The following is a 20,123-nucleotide window of genomic DNA, read 5'->3' on the forward strand; positions in this document are numbered from 1 at the left end:
GGCGACGAGAGCACCGAGGGGGCGCCGCACACGCGGCGCCCCCTCGTCCATGCCCGGGTCCGGCCGCCGGTCAGGCCGCCGGGAGCACCAGGTCCGCCACGACCGCGCGGTGCGCACCGCCCGCACCGCCGTCCGCCTCGAACCCGGCGATCCCGATCCGCTCGTCCGCCAGCACGTGGTCCAGCGCGATCCGCGGGACCGGCCGGTGCGCCGGCCAGGTCCCGGCCAGGCCCGAACCGGTCGCGTCGGCCGCGTCCACGTACCCCTTCTCCAGGACCGCGCGGAACTCCGCGTGGTCCGGCGTCGCGTTGAAATCACCCGCCAGCACCCGCAGGACGTCGTCCTCCGGGGCCGGAAGCGCCCGCAGCCCGGCCCGCCACCGGTCGATCGTGGAGCGGCGCGGTGAGAACGGGTGCACCGAGACCACCTCCACCGGCGGCGCCCCGCCGATCTCCACCGAGGCGCCGGGCATCGCCAGAGAGCCGATCTCCCGGCCCACGTCGCCCGCGTCCCGCACCGGGTGCGCGGCGTAGACCGCCCCGCCGGCGGCCGCCTCGGCCGCCCGGACCACCCCGTGCGGGAGCCGCTCCTCCAGCCCCGCCTCCCGCAGCCCGCCGGCGAGCTCCGGCGTCACCTCCTGGAGCGCAAGCACGTCGGGCCGGTGCCGGTCCACCAGGTCCACGATCCGCTCCGGATCCACGTGCCCGAAATGGGCGTTGAGCGCGACGACCCGGACCCGGGGCCCGTCCGGCCCGGCCGCACCGCCCTCCGGCAGCGCCCGGTCGGCCATCGGAGCCGCCAGCGCCAGACCGGTCAGCCCGGCGCAGAGCGCCGCCCCCCGGCGCCGCAGCAGCAGGGCCGCGGCCGCCGCCAGGACCAGGACCGGGACCAGGTACGGCAGTACCGCCATCGCCCACACCAGTACGAACCCGCGGTCGAGGCCGACCGACCGCACCACCGCGAGCAGCGCCGCGGGGCCGATCACCGCCGCGAGCAGCACGGCGCACACCGGACCGCCCCGGGGCGCCCTGCGCCCGGCCGCGTCCGTCTCCGCTCTCTTCGCGAACTCCATCAAGGCTCCTCTGCGCTCCATCGGCCGCACTCCCCGACATGACGGCGGGGCCCGGACTCCGGTTCCCGGTTCCGGACCGCCCTCGGCGGCGCACCGGCCGGATTCCCGGCGCCCGCCGGGCCGCCCGGCCCTACCCCTGCTCCGGGACGGGCGGGTCCAGGTCCACCCGGCGGGTGATCCCGATCCGGTCGAGGAAGGGCCGGTCGTGGCTGACCACGATCAGCGCCCCCTGGTAGCCGGCGAGGGCCTGGGCGAGCCGGTCGACGCTCTCCATGTCCAGGTTGTTGGTGGGCTCGTCCAGCAGCAGGAGCTGCGGGGCCGGGTGGGCCAGCAGCAGCGCGGCGAGGGTCGCGCGGAAGCGCTCGCCGCCGGAGAGCGTGCCGACGGGCCGGTCGGCGCGGCCGCCGCGGAACAGGAAGCGGGCCAGCCGGGCGCGGATCCGGTTCTCGGTCGCCTGCGGGTTGAGGCGCGCGACGTTCTCCGCGATGGACAGCGAGCCGTCGAGCAGGTCCAGGCGCTGCGGCAGGTGGCGCATCGGGACGTGCACCTCGGCCCTCCCCTCGGCGGGGGCGAGCTCCCCGGTGACGGTCCGCAGCAGGGTGGTCTTCCCGGTACCGTTGCGCCCGGTGAGCGCGATCCGCTCGGGCCCGCTGACCTGCAGGTCTTCGATCCGGCGCCCGGTGCGCAGCCGGAGCCCGTCCAGGGTGAGCACGGAGCGGCGGGCCGGGACCGCGGTGTCCGGAAGGTCGATCCGGACGGCGTCGTCCTCGCGCAGCAGCCCCTCGGCCGCCTCCAGCCGCTCCTCGGCGTCGGCCAGCCGCTGCTCGTGCACGGCCTGCTGCTTCCCCCGGGAGACCTGGGCCGCGCGCTTCTTGGCCTGGGCCGCGATCTTGTCCAGCCGGTTGTCCGCGAACATCTTCTTCCCGTAGCGGGAGCTGCGCGCCTGGCGGGTCCGGGCCGCGTCCAGATCGCGCCGCTGCCGGGCGACGTCGGCCCGGGCCGTGGCGTGCGCCTGCTCGGCGGCCTCCTGCTCGGCGGCGACGGCCTCCTCGTAGGCGGTCAGGTTGCCGCCGAACGTGCGCACCGCGCCGCCGCGCAGCTCCGCGATCCGGTCGACCTCCTCCAGCAGCTCGCGGTCGTGGGTCACCGTGATCGAGGCGCCCCGGTACTCGGCGAGCGCCCGCCGGAGGTGGCGGCGGGCCTCGCGGTCCAGGTTGTTGGTGGGCTCGTCCAGCAGCAGGACGGCGGGGCGGGCCAGCAGCAGCGCGGCCAGGCGCAGCAGCACCGCCTCGCCGCCGGAGACCTCGCCGACGGTGCGGTCCAGGCCGATGTGACCCAGGCCCAGGCGGGCCAGGACGGCCCCGGTGCGCTCCTCCACGTCCCACCGGTCGCCCAGGGCCGTGAAGTGCTCCTCGCGGACGCTGCCGGCCTCGATGGCGCGCAGGGCGGCGCAGGCGTCCGCCACCCCCAGCACCTCGTCCACCCGCAGCGACGGGTCCAGGGTGAGGTCCTGGGGCAGGTAGCCGACCTCTCCGGCGGTCTGCACGGTGCCCGAGGCCGGGGTGAGCCGGCCGGCGATCAGCCGCAGGAGTGTGGACTTGCCGCTGCCGTTGCGGCCGATCAGGCCGGTGCGGCCGTCGCCGGCGGCCCAGGAGATCCCGTCCAGCACCGGGGTGCCGTCCGACCAGGCGAACGACACTCCGGTGCACAGGACAGGGGCGGTGGCGTGGCTCATGGTTCGGTCTCCCGCGTTGCATACCGGTGGTGAAGGGCAGCGTGTGGAGACACCGCGCGGCCGTGCAGGGACCGCGGAGAGGACGGGAGTCGAAGCAGGGACCGGGCAGAAGGGCCCGGATCGTCAGGCGGTTCGCTTCGGAGGTCGCACACGTGAACGCCGCAGCGGCGCGCACGGTGTCTCGGACCTCAACGAAGCAACGGCCTCTCCCAGCAGGGGACGACGGATACGGGAGGGGACGGTACACACTCTCCGGACCGATGGCAAGGCCTCGCGGCCGCGGCTCCCCCGTGCCGCGGCCGGAAGCGCCCGCCGCTCGCGCCGGGCCGCCCGGCGAGGACCGCGCGCCCGGTGCCCGGATTCCCGCCCCCGCTCCGGATCAGCCGGGCGCCATGTCCACGAAGCGGCTGTAGTGCCCCTGGAACGCCACGGTCACCTCGGCCGTGGGGCCGTTCCGGTGCTTGGCGACGATGATGTCCGCCTCACCGGCCCGCGGCGACTCCTTGTCGTGCACGTCCTCCCGGTAGAGCAGCAGCACCATGTCCGCATCCTGCTCGATGGAGTTGTGGACGTGGATCCCGTTGGCGATGAAGTTGTGCGCTCCGAGGACCGTGGCGTCGAACACCTCCTGCCGTCCCAGGGGCTCGATGGCGGCGATCTCGTCCCAGAAGACGTCGTTCGTGGCCATGAGCTCTAGGTCCGCGTCGTCCAGGACCCGCGCGATCCGGCCCATGCGCTGCCTGCTCGGCGCCCTCTTCCACATCGCGCTTCCGCAGAACTGGGTGCCCATGGCCGCGGCGAACCGCCGGTGGGGCATCCCCCGTTCCGTCAGCGTCGTCCGAACCCGGTCCCAGACCTGCACCGGGACCGTGTCCAGGTTGGTGTTGGGAATGCGCGTGCCCAGCTCGCCCAGGCACCTCTCCGCGGCCTTCGAGCGGCCGCCGTGCACGCCGACCTTCTCCAGGAAGCGGACCTGGTTCTCGCCCCCGTAGACATGGAGCTGGTAGCCGGGGCGGTATCCCTTCTTGGTCACCGTCTTCACTCGCGTCATCACGTTGAAGCGGAGCAGCAGGACCGCGATGTCATCGGCGAGCCGCCGACTGGTCGTGGCGTAGTAGACCCGGGCCTGGCCGTTCTTGTCGTCCCAGAAGACGCAGCCGTCCGTCGCCCACAGGTGCCGGAGGAAGAGGGCGATCTGCTCATTGGCGAGCCCGAAGACCTCGGCAGGGACGAACTTCTCATGGCTGCGCAGCCCGAACAGGCCCATCCCGTCCAGCCACTCCGCGATCGGGTTCCTCTTTCCGTGCGTGAGGCGGTACGGCGCCGGCAGTCTGAGCGACACGCTCCGGGCGGCGGGATGCTCATCCCGGACCGCGGTGATCCCGAAGTGCCGGGCGGCCTCTGCGACCGCAGCGAGGTTGGCCTCGTCGGTGCTCGCGTAGCGGATCGGCTGGCGTCTGACGAACGAGCCGTCCCCGATCAGGTGCGCCAGTACGATCAGCTCCGCCTCGGGCAGGTACTCGGCCTTCTCCGGGGCGGAGGTGTGCCGGGGCACCGCGAGCCGGTCCCCCGCAGACAGCTCCGAAAGGGGCTTCCATCCGTCATAGGTGAGGAAGGGGTGGTTGGCCGAGGCCGTCACCTCGCGCCCGGACCTGAGCCGCAGCCGGAAGACCTCCTTGACCCCGCTGGAGAAGACGTGGGTCATGGTCCGGGGGGCGAGCCGCAGCCGCTCGTCCAGGGCCCAGACGGGGACGTCCTTCTCCCCTGAGGCGAAGAGCTCGCCCATGGTGGTCTCCGCTCCGGTATCGGCTCGCAGGATCCGCGTGTCCGCGGTCAAGCAGCCCGATTCACGAAGATCGCTAACCTGGGGCTTTTTGTCCGTTCTCTGTTCGGGGCCCCGGTTGAGCTGGGAGAGCGCGATGACCGGCACCTCCAGCTCCTTGGCGAGGAGCTTGAGGGACCGGGAGAACTCGGAGACCTCCTGCTGGCGGCTCTCCACCCGGCCGCTGGAGCTCATCAGCTGGAGGTAGTCGACGATGACCAGCTTGAGGTCGTGCTGCTGCTTGAGCCGCCGGCACTTGGCCCGGATCTCCATCATCGACATGTTGGGCGAGTCGTCGATGAACAGCGGCGCGCTGGCCACCTCGCCCATCCGGCGGGCCAGCCGCTGCCAGTCGTCGTCGGTCATCAGCCCGGATCTCATCGTGTGCAGCGGCACCCGCGCCTCAGCGGAGAGCAGCCGCATGACGATCTCGTTCCGCCCCATCTCCAGACTGAAGAAGACGCTGGTCAGCTGGTGTTTGATCGACGCGGCACGGGCGAAGTCCAAGGCCAGCGTCGACTTGCCCACGGCCGGGCGGGCCGCGATGATCACCATCTGGCCCGGGTGGAGGCCGTTGGTGAGCTGGTCGAAGTCGGTGAAGCCGGTGGGGACGCCGGTCATCGAGCCGTCGTGGGCGGAGATCGCCTCGATCTCGTCGAGGGCGCCGGGCATGATGTCGCTGAGCGGGAGGTAGTCCTCGCCGGTGCGCTTCTCGGCGACCTTGAAGACCTCGGCCTGGGCGTGGTCGACGATGTCGTCGACCTCGCCGTCGCCGGCGTAGCCCATCTGGGCGATGTGCGTGCCGACCTCGACCAGGCGGCGCAGGACCGCGCGGTCGGCGACGATGCGGGCGTAGTAGCCGGCGTTGGCCGCGGTGGGGATGGCCTCGGTGAGGGTGTGCAGGTAGGGGGCGCCGCCCACCCGGGTGATCTCGCCCCGCTTGGTGAGCTCGGCGTTGACCGAGATGGCGTCCACCGGCTCGCCGCGGGAGAACAGGTTCACCGCGGCGTCGAAGACGATCTGGTGCGCGGGGCGGTAGAAGTCGGAGGAGCGGACGATCTCCACGACCTCGCTGATGGCGTCCTTGGACAGCAGCATTCCGCCGAGCACGCTCTGCTCGGCCAGGATGTCGTGCGGAGGCGTCCGCTCGAAACCGGTCTGCTCCGGCGGGTGCTCTGCCACGCTCACGTACTCTCCCCCTGGTGACGGCCCGCACCCGGGCGGGTGGTCCGCATGCTCCGGGTGCCGGTCCTATGGATTGTCGCGACTGCACGGCCGCAAAGGCAAAGCGACCTGTGGACGGCGCTGGGGAGATCCTGTGGATGACTCCGGCGATCCTGCGGATAGCTTGTGCACAACACCTGTGGATAACTTCCTCGGGACGCTGACATATCTTACTTGACCTGCAAAAACGCACTGAAGCACCTGTGTGCGAAAGAAAGTTCACATCCCGGTGTCCACAGGTTATCCACAGGCCGTGCGACACGCGGTGGAAAACCGGCGGTTCCGATCGAACACCCGTCCGGACCGTCATCGGAGTCCGCTAGCGTGGCAAGGCCATGCCCAAGCCACTGCTCTCCGCCCTCCCGTTCCGCCACCGCCACGACCGGGAGATCCTGCACCTGGCGGTGCCGACCTTCTTCGCGCTGATCGCCGAGCCGCTGCTGCTGCTCACCGACACCGCGATCGTCGGCACCCTGGGCACCGAGGCCCTCGGCGGCCTCGGCATCGCCGGCCAGGTGCTGATGACCCTGGCCAACCTGTGCATCTTCCTCGCCTACGGCACCACCGCCGCGGTGGCCCGGCGGTTCGGCGCCGGCGACGTCCGCTCCGGGCTGCGCAGCGGCATCGACGGGCTGTGGCTGGCGCTGCTCATCGGGGCCGCGGTGGCCGCCGCCGGCATCCCGCTCTCCCCGTGGCTGGTCGAGGTGCTCGGCGCCTCCCCCGACGTCGCCCCGCACGCCGTGGACTACCTGCGGATCAGCCTGCTCAGCACGCCGTCGCTGCTGCTCGTCATGGCCGGGACCGGGGTGCTGCGCGGGCTGCAGAACGCGCGCACCCCGCTGGTCGTCTCGGTGGCGATGTTCGCCGCCAACGGCGCGCTCTGCGCGCTGCTGGTGCTCGTCCTGGACTGGGGGATCGCCGGGTCGGCCTGGGCCACGGTCGTGGCGCAGGGCGGCGGGGCCGCGGTCTACGTCGCGGTGGTGGTCCGCGCGGCGTGGCGGGAGGGCGTGCGGCTGGCGCCGGACGCGGCCGGGCTGCGCGCCTCGGCCGCCTCCGGGGTCGCGCTGTTCGTGCGGACCGTGTCGCTGCGGGTGGTGCTGGTGGTGACCACCGCGGTGGCGGCCCGGATGGGCGACGCCGACATCGCCGCCCAGCAGGTGGTCTTCCAGCTGTGGTCGCTGCTGGTGTTCGCGATGGACGCGATCGCGGTGGCCGGGCAGGCGATCATCGGCCGGTACCTGGGCGCCTCGGACGCCGCCGGGGCGCGTTCGGCCACCCGCCGGATGGTGGAGTGGGGCGTGCTGACCGGGCTGGTCTTCGCCGTCCTGGTGCTGCTGCTGCGGCCGTGGGCGCCGCTGCCGTTCACCTCCGATCCGCAGGTGCACGCCCTGATCATCGGGGTGCTTCCGGTGGTGGCCGTGCTGCAGCCGCTGAGCGGCGTGGTGATGGTGCTGGACGGCATTCTGATGGGCGCCGGCGACCAGCGCTACCTCGCCTGGGCCAGCCTGTGGACGATGCTCGCCTTCCTGCCGTGCGCCGCCCTGGTGCTGTGGACGACCCCGGACGGCTCCCCGGACGGGCTGTTCCGGCTCTGGCTCGCCTTCGGGGTGTGGATGGCGGCCCGCGGGGTGACCCTGGGGCTGCGGGCCCGCGGCGGCGCCTGGGCGGTGCTGGGCGCCTCCCGGGGCTGAGTCCGGCGCGCGGCTCCGGCGCCGCGGCGCGTCCCCGGCCTCCCGGGATGGCCGCGGCTCCGGTGCCATCGCGGGCGGGGCCGGTCAGCGGCCGAGGTCGCGCTCGCCGATGGCCGGGCCGTGGTAGTAGGCCGCGGTCCGCTCCGTCACCGGGGCGCCCGGGTAGGTGGGCAGGTGGCCGGCGGGCAGCTCGGCCAGGTCGAGCAGCTCCTCCTGCTGCCTGCGGGTGCGCATCCGGGTCTGCACGTCCCGGCGGAGCCGGGGCAGCATCGCGTAGAGCCGGTCCCCGGGGCAGCTGGTGACGTTGTAGTCGCGGTGGCCGACGATGGCCGAGTCCGGGTCGAGGTCGTAGACCGAGCAGAGCCAGGCGCAGGTCTCCACCAGGGAGGCGAACAGCTTCTCCGGAGGGGTGGCGGAGCCGTACAGCCCCTCGTTCTCGATCCCCACGGTGTGCGCGTTGTGGTTGGCGGTGTGCGCCCCGACGGTGTGCCGGCCCTGCCGCACCGCGGCCAGGGTGCGGTTCCGCCCCTCCATCACGTACCCGCCGCGGGAGATGGTGAACTGCTGGCCGATGTCCGCCCAGCCGTTGCTGTCCATGTGGTAGCGCTGGATCGCGCGGGACAGCGCGGCCGCGTGGCTCTTGGAGTAGTCGGTGCTGTTGGCGGTGGCGGTGTGGTGCACCACGATGTGGTCCGGTCGGGACACGACGGTCGCGGACGCCTTGGGCGGCCGCGCCCCCCAGTCGGAGCGGCTGTAGACGTGGGGTCCGCCGTCCGCGAGGGCGTTTCCGGGGGAGGCGAGGTCGAGCGCGCCGCCCAGCAGTGCACCGCCGGCCGCGGCCGCCGCGGCGCGGACCGCCGTTCTGCGCGTCATCCCCCGCCGCTCGGGGTCTCCCAGCTCGTGAACGGACATCTGGCCTCATCCTTCCTGTGGGGAAACGGGCCCACAGAAAAAGATAAGTTACGAATAGTGATGAAAGAATTACTATAAGTCACACGGCGTGTCGCGGAACGGCGAAGGCCCCGCCCCCGGGAGGGGCGGGGCCCGATGCGCGTCCCCGCGCGGGGTGCGCCGGCGTCAGCCGCCGACGACCTCCAGCGCGATGGTGGCGGACACCTCGGGGTGCAGGCGGATCTGCACCTTGTGCGCGCCGACGGACTTGATCGCGTTCTTGATCTCGATCCGGCGCTTGTCGACCTTCGGGCCGCCGGCGGCCTTGACCGCCTCGGCGACGTCGGCCGCGGTGACCGAGCCGAACAGCCGGCCGCCGTCGCCCGCACGCTGGGTGAGGGTGACCGTCAGAGCGCCGATCTGGCCGGCGATCTGCTGGGCCTCCTCCAGGGTGCGGATGTCACGGGCCTGGCGGGCCCGGCGGATCGAGTCGATCTGCTTCTGTCCGCCGCGGGTCCACCGGATGGCGAAACCGCGGGGCAGCAGGTAGTTGCGGCCGTAGCCGTCCTTCACCTCGACGACGTCGCCGGGGGCACCGAGACCGTTGACCTCGTGGGTCAGAATCAGCTTCACGACTAATACCTCCCTCGGAATTCCCCGTTAGCGAGCGGTGCTGGTGTAGGGCAGCAGCGCCATCTCGCGGGCGTTCTTGATCGCCGTCGCGACGTCGCGCTGGTGCTGCGTGCAGTTGCCGGTCACCCGACGGGCGCGGATCTTGCCGCGGTCGGAGATGAACTTGCGCAGCAGAGTAGTGTCCTTGTAGTCGATGTAGGACAGCTTCTCCTGGCAGAAAAGGCAAACCTTCTTCTTGGGCTTGCGCGCTGCCGGCTTCGCCATCGTGGTGCTCCTTCGCAAGAGCCCCGGATCATCCGGGGATGGTCATTCGGACAGGAATTGAACGCGGTCTAGAACGGCGGCTCGTCGGAGAATCCCCCGCCGCCGAAACCGCCGCCGCCACCGCCGTTGGTCGCCCACGGGTCGTCCGCGGGAGGGCGCCCGCCGCCCTGGGAGCCGCCGCCGAAGCCGCCGGACTGGCCCCCCTGGCCGCCGTAGCCGCCGCCCCCCTGCTGGGGGCCGCCGCCGAAGCCGCCACCGCCGCCCTGGCCGCCCTGGCGCTGCGTCTTGGTCACCTTCGCGGTGGCGCTGCGCAGGGCCGGGCCGACCTCTTCGACGTCGATCTCGAAGACGGTGCGCTTCTCGCCCTCCTTGGTCTCGTACGACCGCTGCTTGAGGCGGCCCTGGACGATGACGCGCATGCCGCGCTGCAGGCTCTCGGCCACGTTCTCCGCGTACTGCCGCCACACGGAGCAGCTGAGGAACATGGACTCGCCGTCCCGCCATTCGCCGCTCTGCCGGTCGAAGACGCGCGGGGTGGAGGCCACGCGGAAGTTCGCGACCGCCGCCCCACTGGGGGTGAATCGCAGCTCAGGGTCGTCGACCAGGTTGCCGACGAGCGTGATCTGAGTTTCGCCTGCCATGGATGGCTCCGGGTTCGAATAGTTCGGATCAGGCGGGGAGAGTGCGTGCGCGGCGCGCTGCGACGCCTCTAGTGCGCCTCGGGGCGGAGGACCTTGGTGCGCAGGACGGACTCGGTCAGGTTGAGCTGACGGTCGAGCTCCTTCACCGTGGCCGGCTCGGAGGTGAGGTCGATGACGGCGTAGATGCCGTCGGCGTTCTTGGCGATGTCGTAGGAGAGGCGGCGCTTCCCCCAGACGTCGACCTTCTCCACGGAGCCGCCGTCGTTGCGGACCACCGCGAGGAACTGCTCCAGCGACGGCGCCACCGTGCGCTCGTCGAGGGTGGGGTCGAGGATGACCATAACTTCGTAACGACGCATCGTCGTTCCTCCTCTGGACTGTCGCGGCCATGGTCTTTCCATGGCAGGAGGGCATTGAGCCAGACGGAAGCCAAGGCTACCGCAGGCCTGCGACCGTTTTGCCGCTTCGCAGGCAATCCGCGGCCACGCAGGCGCAGAGCCCGAGCAGGGAGGCCGAGCGCGCCAGGGAGAGCACCGAGTAGCCGGCGAAGGCCAGCCCCTGCTCCGGCCCGACGGCCCCCTCGGCCGCCCAGGTCATGTGCATCAGGTGCTGCCAGATGCCGAAGAAGTAGGCGGTCTCGGCGGCCTGCCAGAGCACGAACGCCAGGAGCGGCGGCCAGGTGCCCATGGTCCGCGGCCAGGCCAGTACCGCCAGCGGGACCAGCCAGAGCACGAACTGCGGCGACCAGACCTTGTTGGTCAGCAGGAACGCGGCCACCACCAGGAACACCAGCTGCTCCGGCCGCGGCGGGCGGCGGGCGAACACCCCGATGGCGGCGATCAGCGCGCACGCCGCGGCCAGCGAGACCGTCCCCGCGGTGTTGACCAGGTCGTGGTCGCCGGTGTCGAACAGGCCGTAGCCGTCGAGCACGTAGTAGAGCGACCCCCAGTCCGCGCCGCGCTCCCGGCTGAAGGTGAAGAAGGTCGCCCACCCCTCCGGGGCCGCGATCAGCACCGGGAGGTTCACCGCGGCCCAGGCGGCCGCCGCCCCGCCCAGGGCGCGGAGCAGGTCCTGCGGCGCCATCCCGCCGTCCCGCCCGGTCCACCGGCGCAGCACCAGCACCAGCAGCGGGCCGAACACCAGGAAGGGGTAGAACTTCGCGGCCACCGCCAGCCCGACCAGGGCGCCCCCGGACCGGTACCGGGCCCGGCCGAGCAGTACCAGCCCGCCGGAGAGCAGCGCCACCGCGAGCAGGTCCCAGTTGATGTAGGCGGTGAGCACCGCGGCGGGGGCGAGCGCGACCGCGCCGCCGGCCAGCAGCGCCCGGCGCCGGTCGAACCCCTCCCCCGCCGCGGGGGGGGGCGCAGCCCGCCCCGGCCGGCCAGGTGGCCGGTGCACATCGCGGTGGCGACCAGGCAGGCGCCCATCACCGCGGCGGTGAGGTCGAAGTAGGCCAGGGCCCGGCTGAGCGTGTCCGGCAGCCCGGAGACGGCCCGGCCGATCAGGTGCATCAGCCCGCCGGTGAGCACCGGGTACTCCACCGGCCGGTCCAGGTAGGGCAGGGCGCCCTGGTCCAGGCCGTCCCGGTAGTACAGCGGGAACACGTCGCTGTAGCAGGCGGCGGCGTACTGGCCGCCGTCGAGCCAGGCGCCGCCGAGGCGGCAGGGGGCCTTGGCCAGGTAGCCGAGGAGCGCCCCGGTCGCGCCGAGCGCGGCGAGCACCCCCCACGGGGTCCGGTCCTGCGGCGGACCGCCCTGAAGACGCCGAGTGCCGGCGGCGGCCTGCTGGCCGCCACCGGCACCGGGACGTCCGTCTCCTCCGGACGTTGAGGTCACGTCGCTCCTGTTCGCTGGTCAGTCGTCCCTGCGGGCGAACGGGTCCCAGCCACCGCCGCCACCGCCGCCGCCGTTGTCGTCCTCCCCGTCACCGGGGCCGCCGGGGCCGCCGGGACCGCCCGGCTCCTCCGGCTCACCGGTCTCGCAGTCGTTGCCCGGGAACGGGATGCACGGCTCCTCGGTCGCCGGCGGCGGGCTCATCGGAGGCGAGGTGGAGGGGTCGGGCGACTCCTCGGGCTCCTGCGACGGCGGCGGCGCGCTCGGCTCGCCGGAGGGGGGCGGGGTCGGGGTCGCGGGCAGGAAGCTCTGGTCGTCGCCGACCCCGGCCCGCGGCGGGAACTGCTTCACCTCGACGCCCTTCATGGCCTCCTCCATGAAGGCCTTCCAGATCTTGGCCGAGGTGGTACCGCCGTAGACGTCCTGCACGCCGGGGATCTCCAGCTGCTTGCCGCCGTCCCGGAAGAGGCCGACCGCGGTGGACATCTGCGGGGTGTAGCCGACGAACCAGGCGGACTTGGCGTCGTTGGAGGTACCGGTCTTGCCGGCCACCGGGCGGCCGTCGGAGAGCATGGCCTCCTTGCCGCCGCCGTCCGGGCTGACCACCTGCTGCATGGCGTAGGTGGCGTCCGCGGCGACGTCGGCCTCGAAGGCGCGGACGCCCTCGAGCTCCTCCGCGTCGTTGGGGGTGACCTCGTTGCCGTTCGGGTCCACCATCTTGGTGATCATGTGCGGCGGGATGTGCACGCCCTGGTTGGCGAAGGTGGCGAAGCCGGTCGCCTGGTCCAGCGCGCGGACCTGGTAGGTGCCCAGCGCGATGTTGGGGCCGAGCTGGGCGGTCTCCAGCTGCTCCTCGGCGATGCCCGCGGCCAGCGCGGTGTCCTTCACCGCCTGCGCGCCGACCTGCTGGGTGAGCTCGACGAACGAGGTGTTCACCGAGTGCTTGGTGGACTCGACCAGGTCCACCGTGCCCCAGGACTTGTTGCTGTCGTTCTGGATCTCGCCCTCGATGCCCTCGAAGGTCTGCGGGGAGTTGCCGTCGAACTTGCTGTTCAGGCTGATCCCGTTGGAGAGCCCGGTGGCCAGCACGTAGGGCTTGAAGGCCGAGCCGGCCTGGGCCCGCTCGGTGAGGGAGTTGTTGGCGTCGGTGGTGAAGTCGCTGCCGCCGTTGAACGCCTTGATCTCACCGGTCGCGGGGTCGACCGCGGTGAGGCCGTAGTTGGTGTCCTCGGGCATGCCCTCGGGCAGCGCCTGGGTGAAGGCCTCGGAGGCGGCCGTCATCAGCTTCGGCTCCAGCGAGGTGGAGATCTGGTAGCCGCCCTTGGTGATCTGCTCGGGGGAGACGCCATAGCGCGACTCGGCCTCGGCGAGGACCGCGTTGCGGACGTAGCCCTTGTAGCCGCTGTAGTCCTCGCCGCCGACTGTGTACTTCACGGTCTCGGGGAACTCCAGCTTGTCGGTCTCCTCCTTGGGGAGGCCGTACTCGCCGTCGTACTCCTCGTACATCACGTTCATGCCGTGCAGCGTGTCCTCGCGCCAGCGCTCCTCGAGGATCTCCTGCATCTTCGGGTCGGCTTCGTAGTTCTCGAAGTTGCCCGGCTGCTGGATGATGGCGCCGATGAACGCGCCCTCGGCGTCGTCCAGGTCCTTGACGTCCTTGCCGAAGTAGGCCTGGGCCGCGGCCTGCACACCGTAGGCGTTGCGCCCGAAGTAGATGGTGTTCAGGTACTGCGTGATGATCTGGTCCTTGCTGAGCTGGTTGCCCAGCTTGATGGAGATCAGGATCTCCTTGAGCTTGCGGGTGTAGGTCTGCTCCTGGGAGAGGCCGTCGTAGTAGTTCCGGGCCATCTGCTGGGTGATGGTGGAACCGCCGCCGGCCGAGCCGCCGCTGAGCACCGCCCGCATGGTGCCGGTGATCGAGATGCCGCCGTCGCTGGGGAAGGTGCGCTGCTCGGTGCCGAGCACGCCGTTCACCACGCTGTCCGGGATCTCGTCCCGGGTGACGTTCTGCCGGTTGACCTCACCGGTGGTGATGAGCTTCTCTCCGCCGGCGTCGGTGATCACCGACGCCTCCTTGACCGCGTCGGCCTGCGCCTGCATGTCCTCGGCGTCGCCCAGGGTGAAGTAGAAGATCGCCAGCGCGGCGACGCCGCCGGCGAAGAGCACGCCGCAGGTGATCAGCGCGGGCTTCCACACCTTGGCGAAGAACCGCTTGACCGGGCCGCGGTCGTCCGGTTCGTCCCGGCGCGAGGGGGGCCGCCTGCGGCCGCCTCCGCCCTGGGCGCGGCGGGATCCGCCGGAGCGGGCCCCGTGCTCGGCCTCCCGGCCCCGGTCGCGGCCCCGGCGCTCCTCCGGGGGGCGGCGCCGGCCGCCGCCCTCGGAGCGGGACCCGCCGGAGCGGGCCTCCGCGGAACGGCGCCGGGTGGGGCGTTCATCGTCCCAGAAGCCGCCGTCGTCACTGGGTGCAGCGCGACGGCCGCCGGCGCGTTCGTCCCTGGGCGGGCCGTCGGCCCGCCGCCTGCCGCCGCTGCCGCGGGGGCCGTCGTCCGGGCCAGAGGCCCGGCGGCGGCCGCCGCCGGCGTTACGTCGTCTCTCGGTACTCACGCGTCCTCGATTGCTTCTCTGCGGCCGATCGGCCTTACGACTCGGGGTGGGAGGGAGCGGAACTCCCCCTGGGGGATCCGTTCCAGCCGGGTGCCCGGGAAGCGCCGCGGGGGACGCGGTCTCGGGGGGAGACCGGCGATCCCTCCTTGGGACGCTCCACCCGGGTACGGGGTTTTCCGCCCGACCGGAAGACGTGGTCCTCGGCTTCCTCCTGTCGATGGACCTCTCTTCGGGGAGCCTCGCAGGCGCCGTGCTGCGGCGCAAAGCACGCGTCACGCTAAAGCCAAGGCGCCTCATAGCACAACCCGGGCGTGAGGCTACCCCGCGATACCCATTCGTTGATCACGTTCCGGACAACGCCGACGCGTGCATGACAGGGTACGGGCTACTCCGAGTGTTCGAGAGGGTCCCCGGACGAATCCGCCGCCTGGTCGGCATCGCCCCAGTTCAACGGGGTGAAAACGGGAGCAGAAGGGTCCGGCACCGGGGGGCTCCCGGTGCCGGACCGTGTTACCTGCGCTACATCCCGGGGGTGCGCGGCCCCCCGGTCACCACTGGTCCTGGCCACCGTCGACCGGCGGCCAGGCGCCGCCGTCGCCGCCGTCCCCGCCACCGGGGTCGGGCGGGGTGGGCCAGCCGTCTCCGCCGTCCTCTCCGCCGCCGTCGCCGTCCCCGCCGCCGTCCGGCGGGCTCGGCTCGCCGGTGTCCTCGCCCTCCTCGGTGGGCTCCTCGGTCCGGGTCGGCTCCTCCTCGGGCTCCTCCGGCCGGCTCGCCTCGGGCTGCGGCACGGTCTCCGGGTCGGGCGCGGGGGGCGCGTCCTGCTGCGGCTCGGGGGCGTCGCCGCCGCCCCAGACCGGCTCGGGGAACTCCTCCACCGGCTCCCCCTCCATCGCCTGCTGCATGAAGTCCTTCCAGATCAGCGCGGAGGTCGTGCCGCCGTAGACGTCGCCGACGCCGGACAGTTCGAGCGGCTGCCCGTCGCTGCGGCTCAGTCCGACCGCGACCGAGAGCTGCGGGGTGAAGCCGGAGAACCAGGCGGCGGTGGCGCTGTCGGTGGTGCCGGTCTTGCCGGCGGCCGGGCGGCCGTCGTCCAGTGCGGCGCTGCTCCCGGTGCCGCCCTCGACGACCTGCCGCATGGCGTAGGTCGCGTCGGCGGCGACGCCCTCGCTGAACGCGCGGGTGCCCTCCTCCAGCTCCTCCGCGTCGACCGGCGCGACCTCGCCCTCGTCCCCCTTGACCTCGGTGACCATGTGCCGCGGCATGTGCACGCCGCCGTTGGCGAAGGTGGCGAAGCCGCTCGCCTGGTCCAGCGCGGTGACCTGGTAGGTGCCGAGGGCGATGTTGGGGCCCAGGCCCGCGGTCTCGAACTGCTCGGCGGGGATGCCCGCGGCCTCGGCGGTGTCGCGGACCTTCTCCGGGCCGATGTCGCCGGTGAGGCCGACGTAGGCGGTGTTGACCGACCTCTCGGTGGCCTCCAGCAGGGTGACCGGGCCGTAGCTCCGCCCGGCGTTGTTCCGCACCGGGGCGGTCAGCCCGGGGAAGTACTGCGGGGAGCTCCCGTCGTAGACGGTGTTCAGGCTGCGCCCCTCGGACAGCCCGGCGGCCAGCGCGTACGGCTTGAAGGCCGAGCCGGCCTGGGCCCGCTGGATCAGCGAGTTGTCGGTGTCGGCGACCGGGTCGCTCCCGCCGTGGAAGGCCTTGATCTCCCCGGTCTCCGGTTCCACCGCGGCCAGTCCGAGCACGGTGCCCTCGGGCACCTCGCCGAGGGTGTCGGTGAAGGCGGTCTGCGCCGCCTCCATCAGGTCCTTGTCCAGAGAGGTGCGGATCTCGTAGCCGCCGGTGGCGATCTGCTGGTCGGTGAGGTCGTAGCGGTCGCCGAGCTCGCGGACCACGGCGTCGCGGATGTAGCCCTCCAGCGCGGGGACGCCGTCCACCCCGCCGTTCCACGGGATCGTCTCGGGGTACTCCAGGCCGTCGGCCTCGGCCTGGGTGATGCCGTGCCCGGGGTCGACGGCGTTCACCTTGACCGCGCCGCGGAGCGCGTACTCCCACCGGTCGCGGAGCGCCTCCGCCTCCGCGGAGCCGGGCTCGGGGTCGGTGAAGGTGCTGGGCTTCTGGATGAGCGCCCCGATGTAGGCGCCCTCGGCCTGGTCCAGCTCGCTGACGTCCTTGCCGAAGTAGGCCTGGGCCGCGGCCTGCACGCCGTAGGCGTTGCGGCCGAAGTAGATGGTGTTCAGGTACTGCGTGATGATCTCGTCCGGGGTGAGCCGGCGGGCCACCTTGAGCGAGATGAAGATCTCCTTGACCTTCCGGCTGTAGCTGCGCTCCTGGGAGAGGCCGTCGTAGTAGTTCCGGGCCATCTGCTGGGTGATGGTGGAGCCGCCGCCGGCCTCGCCGCCGGTGATCACCGCGCGCATGGTGCCGGAGACCGACACGCCGGGGGTCTTGTAGAAGTCGTGCTGCTCGGCGCCGAGGACCCCGTTGATCACGCTGTCCGGGATCTGCTCCCGGGTGACCTTGGTCCGGTTGACGGTGCCGGTGGTGGCGGCCTTGGAGCCGTCGGAGTAGCGGATCTGCGAGGCGGAGACGGCCGCGTCGCCCTGCGGCTGCAGGTCGTCCGGGGCCGGGGTGATCAGGTAGATACCGAGGAACGCGGCCACGCCGGCGAGCACGGCCGCGGAGAGCCCCATGAGCAGCCAGTGGACCGCGCGGCGCCAGCGCGGCAGGCGCGTGCTCCGCGCGGCCGCGCCGCCCCGGGCCCCGCGGCGGGCCCCGTTCGGCTCTTCCCGGTGTCTCCTGTCCACAAGCACCCTCATTCCCCGGCCGGGTCGTCCGCGCCGGTCGCGGCGGGCGGACGCGGACGTGAGGGGGCCGTGCGTCTCCCGCTTGGTCGGTCATCTACCGGCGGGGGAGGCCGTACGGATCCGACATCTCGTTCAGGTTGAGAAATCGTCCCGGAAATACTACGTGATCACGGCGCAGGTGCCCGTCACCGTGCACCGCGCCAGGGAGTCCTTATATCGACTGGATATAGTCATACGTGCATAAAGCACGCCTCCGTTCACATTCGGCACCGCAGTCCGCGGTGCGGGAACAGAACGGCTCCGGCGGAGGCTGTCATCGTTGCGCACCGGGGAAGGAGGTGGACGGGGACATGGAGACGCGCCGGTCGCGGGTGCTCGACCTGGCCGTGCTCGGCCACCTGGCCGAGGCCCCGATGCACGGGTACGAGCTGCGCAAGCGGCTCGACCGGGAGCTGGGCCTGCTGCGCGCCTTCTCCTACGGCTCGCTCTACCCCCGGCTGCGCGCCATGCGCTGCGGCGGCCTGGTGGAGGCGGACGGCGACCGCCCCGCCGCGGGGCGCCGCCCCCGGATCGTCTACCGGCTCACCGACGACGGCCGCGCCGCCCTGCTGCGGCTGCTGTCCGACAGCGCCCCGGCCGAGAGCGACGACGAGTGCTTCGGGGTGCACTTCACCCTGTTCGGCCGGACCCGCCTCGAGGTGCGGATGCGCATCCTGTCCGGCCGGCGGCACCGGCTGGCGCAGCGGCTGGACGCCCTGCACCAGGCCCTGGGGCGGCTGGACGGCCGGGGCGACCCCTATACCCATGAGCTGCATCGGCACCGGGCCGAGGCCCTCCGGCGCGAGATCGACTGGCTGGACGGCCTGATCGAGCGCGAGCGCCGGTGCGCCGAACCGGGCGGCCCGGCCGGGCCGCCGCGGTGAACGGCGGCCCCGTGCCGCCAGACCTCATCGGATCACAGTCATCGGATCAGAAGGAGCAAGGACCAATGGGTTCGGTACGCGTAGCCGTCGTGGGCGTCGGCAACTGTGCGGCGTCGCTCGTCCAGGGCGTCCACTACTACCGGGACGCCGACGCGCAGACCCGGGTCCCCGGCCTGATGCACGTCCAGTTCGGCCCCTACCACGTGCGCGACGTCGAGTTCGTCGCGGCGTTCGACGTGGACGCCAAGAAGGTCGGCCACGACCTCGCGGACGCCATCACCGCCAGCGAGAACAACACCATCAAGCTGTGCGACGTCCCGCCGACCGGGGTGACCGTGCAGCGCGGGCCGACCTTCGACGGCCTGGGCCGGTACTACCGGGAGACCATCGAGGAGTCGGCCGAGGACGCCGTGGACGTCGTCGCGGCGCTCAAGGCCGCCAAGGTCGACGTGCTGGTCAGCTACCTGCCGGTGGGCTCGGAGGAGGCCGACCGGTTCTACGCCCAGTGCGCGATCGACGCCGGCGCGGCCTTCGTCAACGCGCTGCCGGTGTTCATCGCCTCCGACCCCGAGTGGGCGCAGAAGTTCACCGACGCCGGCGTGCCGATCGTGGGCGACGACATCAAGTCGCAGGTCGGCGCGACCATCACGCACCGGGTGCTGTCCAAGCTGTTCGAGGACCGGGGCGTGGTGGTCGACCGGACCTACCAGCTCAACTTCGGCGGCAACATGGACTTCAAGAACATGCTGGAGCGGGAGCGGCTGGAGTCCAAGAAGGTCTCCAAGACCCAGTCGGTCACCTCGCAGATCCCGCACGAGCTCAACGCCGGCTCGGTGCACATCGGCCCGTCCGACCACGTGCCGTGGCTGGACGACCGGAAGTGGGCCTACGTCCGGCTGGAGGGCCGCGCCTTCGGCGACGCGCCGATCAGCCTGGAGTACAAGCTGGAGGTCTGGGACTCCCCCAACTCCGCGGGCATCATCATCGACGCGATCCGCGCCGCCAAGATCGCCAAGGACCGCGGCATCGGCGGGCCGATCACCTCGGCCTCGGCCTACTTCATGAAGTCCCCGCCGGAGCAGTTCAGCGACAGCGCCGCGCACGACATGGTCGAGCGGTTCATCGCCGGCGAGGTGGAGCGCTGATCCGCCGCTGAGCCGGACGGAGCGGTACGGAGCAGCGGAGGGGGCCGCCCGGCGGGCGGCCCCTTCCCCCTCCCCCGCCCGGGCGCCCCGCGGGTTACGCTTCGGTTCCGGAGTCCGACGAGTCCGAGGAGTCCCGGTGTCCTTCCCTCCCCCTCAGGGTCCTCCCCCGCCGGGGCACGGCGGTCCGCCCTACGGGCCGACCGGGCCGCACCCGCCCGTTCCGCCGTACGGCCCGCACCAGGGCCCGCCGCAGGGGCCTCCCCCCGGCGGCCCGCCGCAGGGGCCCCCGCCGGGCGGCCCCGCCCCGTACGGCCCGCCGCCGAAGAAGGGCGGCTCGGGCTGCCTGATCGCCGGGATCATCGGCGGCGGCCTGGCCCTCATCCTGCTCATCGTCGGCGGCGTGGGCGCCTACTTCTACCTCGCCGGCGGCTCCGGCGGATCCGGCGGCTCGGGGGGCTCGGGGGGCTCCGCCCCCGGGGGCGGCCCCGGTGCGGGCGGCGCCTTCGACGGCACCTGGGACGCGCAGATGACCCAGTACGACGCGGACGGCGAGCCCTGGGCCGACTGGACCATGCACCTGACCATCGAGCAGGGCGAGGTCACCGAGGCCTCGGAGTCCGGGCTGACCAGCGGCGACGGCGCGTGCACCTGGGAGCCCGGCCCCGCCTCCACCGTCGGGGACGAGCTGAGCTTCTCCTACACCGTGACCGGCGACCCGGACTGCGTGGACAACGGCGCGGTGACGCTGCGCGACACCGGCACCGCGATCGAGGCCGAGGTCACCAGCGTGATGACGGACGGCGGCACCGCCTACGCCGACGGGACGCTCGCCCCGCGCTGAC

Annotated in this window: 15 protein-coding genes; 4 read left to right on the top strand and 11 right to left on the bottom strand. The window is 72.5% G+C overall.

All coding sequences use genetic code 11. The features are described from left to right. Window positions 1–70: 70 nt before the first annotated feature. From D459_RS0123835 to D459_RS0123845, 3 genes are all read right to left on the bottom strand, one after another. On the bottom strand, window positions 71–1,072 hold the full coding sequence (locus tag D459_RS0123835) for an endonuclease/exonuclease/phosphatase family protein (RefSeq protein WP_017595516.1): 1,002 nt from the start codon (window positions 1,070–1,072) through the stop codon (window positions 71–73). 130 nt (window positions 1,073–1,202) lie between these two features. Continuing rightward, window positions 1,203–2,807 (bottom strand): ABC-F family ATP-binding cassette domain-containing protein, encoded by a 1,605-nt coding sequence (locus D459_RS0123840; RefSeq protein ID WP_017595517.1) that lies wholly within the window; start codon window positions 2,805–2,807, stop codon window positions 1,203–1,205. A 379-nt stretch (window positions 2,808–3,186) separates the two neighbouring features. Continuing rightward, a complete protein-coding gene (locus tag D459_RS0123845) occupies window positions 3,187–5,817 on the bottom strand; it encodes a replicative DNA helicase (protein ID WP_020380316.1) in 2,631 nt (876 codons plus the stop codon). 371 nt (window positions 5,818–6,188) lie between these two features. On the opposite strand from D459_RS0123845, the gene D459_RS0123850 reads away from it, so the two are divergent. Then, entirely contained in the window at window positions 6,189–7,544 is a 1,356-nt protein-coding gene (locus D459_RS0123850) for an MATE family efflux transporter (RefSeq protein ID WP_017595519.1), read from the top strand. 84 nt (window positions 7,545–7,628) lie between these two features. On the opposite strand, the gene D459_RS0123855 is transcribed toward D459_RS0123850, so the two are convergent. From D459_RS0123855 to D459_RS0123890, 8 genes are all read right to left on the bottom strand, one after another. Next, a complete protein-coding gene (locus tag D459_RS0123855) occupies window positions 7,629–8,456 on the bottom strand; it encodes a peptidoglycan recognition protein family protein (protein WP_017595520.1) in 828 nt (275 codons plus the stop codon). A 165-nt stretch (window positions 8,457–8,621) separates the two neighbouring features. Continuing rightward, the gene (rplI, locus tag D459_RS0123860; RefSeq protein ID WP_017595521.1) at window positions 8,622–9,068 is read right to left on the bottom strand and encodes a 50S ribosomal protein L9; all 447 of its coding nucleotides are present in this window, start codon (window positions 9,066–9,068) and stop codon (window positions 8,622–8,624) included. Between the two features lie 27 nt (window positions 9,069–9,095). Next, entirely contained in the window at window positions 9,096–9,332 is a 237-nt protein-coding gene (gene rpsR / locus D459_RS0123865) for a 30S ribosomal protein S18 (protein ID WP_017595522.1), read from the bottom strand. Between the two features lie 68 nt (window positions 9,333–9,400). Then, window positions 9,401–9,973, bottom strand: a complete 573-nt coding sequence (locus D459_RS0123870) for a single-stranded DNA-binding protein (protein ID WP_017595523.1) — start codon at window positions 9,971–9,973, stop codon at window positions 9,401–9,403. Between the two features lie 68 nt (window positions 9,974–10,041). Further along, on the bottom strand, window positions 10,042–10,332 hold the full coding sequence (gene rpsF, locus D459_RS0123875; RefSeq protein WP_026120709.1) for a 30S ribosomal protein S6: 291 nt from the start codon (window positions 10,330–10,332) through the stop codon (window positions 10,042–10,044). Between the two features lie 76 nt (window positions 10,333–10,408). After that, entirely contained in the window at window positions 10,409–11,254 is an 846-nt protein-coding gene (locus tag D459_RS37090; protein ID WP_241485114.1) for a glycosyltransferase 87 family protein, read from the bottom strand. A 572-nt stretch (window positions 11,255–11,826) separates the two neighbouring features. Next, window positions 11,827–14,409, bottom strand: coding sequence for a transglycosylase domain-containing protein (locus tag D459_RS37410; protein WP_017595526.1), 2,583 nt, complete (start codon window positions 14,407–14,409; stop codon window positions 11,827–11,829). Between the two features lie 548 nt (window positions 14,410–14,957). Continuing rightward, window positions 14,958–17,213, bottom strand: coding sequence for a transglycosylase domain-containing protein (locus tag D459_RS0123890; RefSeq protein ID WP_017595527.1), 2,256 nt, complete (start codon window positions 17,211–17,213; stop codon window positions 14,958–14,960). A 350-nt stretch (window positions 17,214–17,563) separates the two neighbouring features. Between D459_RS0123890 and D459_RS0123895 the strand changes: the two genes are divergently transcribed. The 3 genes from D459_RS0123895 (at window position 17,564) to D459_RS35930 (ending at window position 20,122) form a co-directional block, all read left to right on the top strand. Further along, window positions 17,564–18,136: a PadR family transcriptional regulator gene (locus D459_RS0123895; RefSeq protein ID WP_020380317.1), complete on the top strand. Its 573-nt coding sequence runs from the start codon at window positions 17,564–17,566 to the stop codon at window positions 18,134–18,136. A 65-nt stretch (window positions 18,137–18,201) separates the two neighbouring features. Beyond that, on the top strand, window positions 18,202–19,281 hold the full coding sequence (locus tag D459_RS0123900) for an inositol-3-phosphate synthase (RefSeq protein ID WP_026120710.1): 1,080 nt from the start codon (window positions 18,202–18,204) through the stop codon (window positions 19,279–19,281). 136 nt (window positions 19,282–19,417) lie between these two features. After that, window positions 19,418–20,122: a hypothetical protein gene (locus tag D459_RS35930; protein WP_017595530.1), complete on the top strand. Its 705-nt coding sequence runs from the start codon at window positions 19,418–19,420 to the stop codon at window positions 20,120–20,122. The last annotated feature ends 1 nt before the right edge of the window (window position 20,123 follow it).

Origin of the sequence: Nocardiopsis potens DSM 45234, from assembly GCF_000341105.1 — a bacterium.
GTDB classification, from domain to species: Bacteria; Actinomycetota; Actinomycetes; order Streptosporangiales; family Streptosporangiaceae; genus Nocardiopsis_A; species Nocardiopsis_A potens.

What these genes read in the sequence shown, in the direction of transcription:
- D459_RS0123835 (WP_017595516.1), bottom strand. Translation starts at nt 1,072, where the DNA reads ATGGAGTTCGCGAAGAGAGCGGAGACGGACGCGGCCGGGCGCAGGGCG.
- D459_RS0123840 (WP_017595517.1), bottom strand. Translation starts at nt 2,807, where the DNA reads ATGAGCCACGCCACCGCCCCTGTCCTGTGCACCGGAGTGTCGTTCGCC.
- D459_RS0123850 (WP_017595519.1), top strand. Translation starts at nt 6,189, where the DNA reads ATGCCCAAGCCACTGCTCTCCGCCCTCCCGTTCCGCCACCGCCACGAC.
- D459_RS0123855 (WP_017595520.1), bottom strand. Translation starts at nt 8,456, where the DNA reads ATGTCCGTTCACGAGCTGGGAGACCCCGAGCGGCGGGGGATGACGCGC.
- rpsR (WP_017595522.1), bottom strand. Translation starts at nt 9,332, where the DNA reads ATGGCGAAGCCGGCAGCGCGCAAGCCCAAGAAGAAGGTTTGCCTTTTC.
- D459_RS0123870 (WP_017595523.1), bottom strand. Translation starts at nt 9,973, where the DNA reads ATGGCAGGCGAAACTCAGATCACGCTCGTCGGCAACCTGGTCGACGAC.
- rpsF (WP_026120709.1), bottom strand. Translation starts at nt 10,332, where the DNA reads ATGCGTCGTTACGAAGTTATGGTCATCCTCGACCCCACCCTCGACGAG.
- D459_RS0123895 (WP_020380317.1), top strand. Translation starts at nt 17,564, where the DNA reads ATGGAGACGCGCCGGTCGCGGGTGCTCGACCTGGCCGTGCTCGGCCAC.
- D459_RS0123900 (WP_026120710.1), top strand. Translation starts at nt 18,202, where the DNA reads ATGGGTTCGGTACGCGTAGCCGTCGTGGGCGTCGGCAACTGTGCGGCG.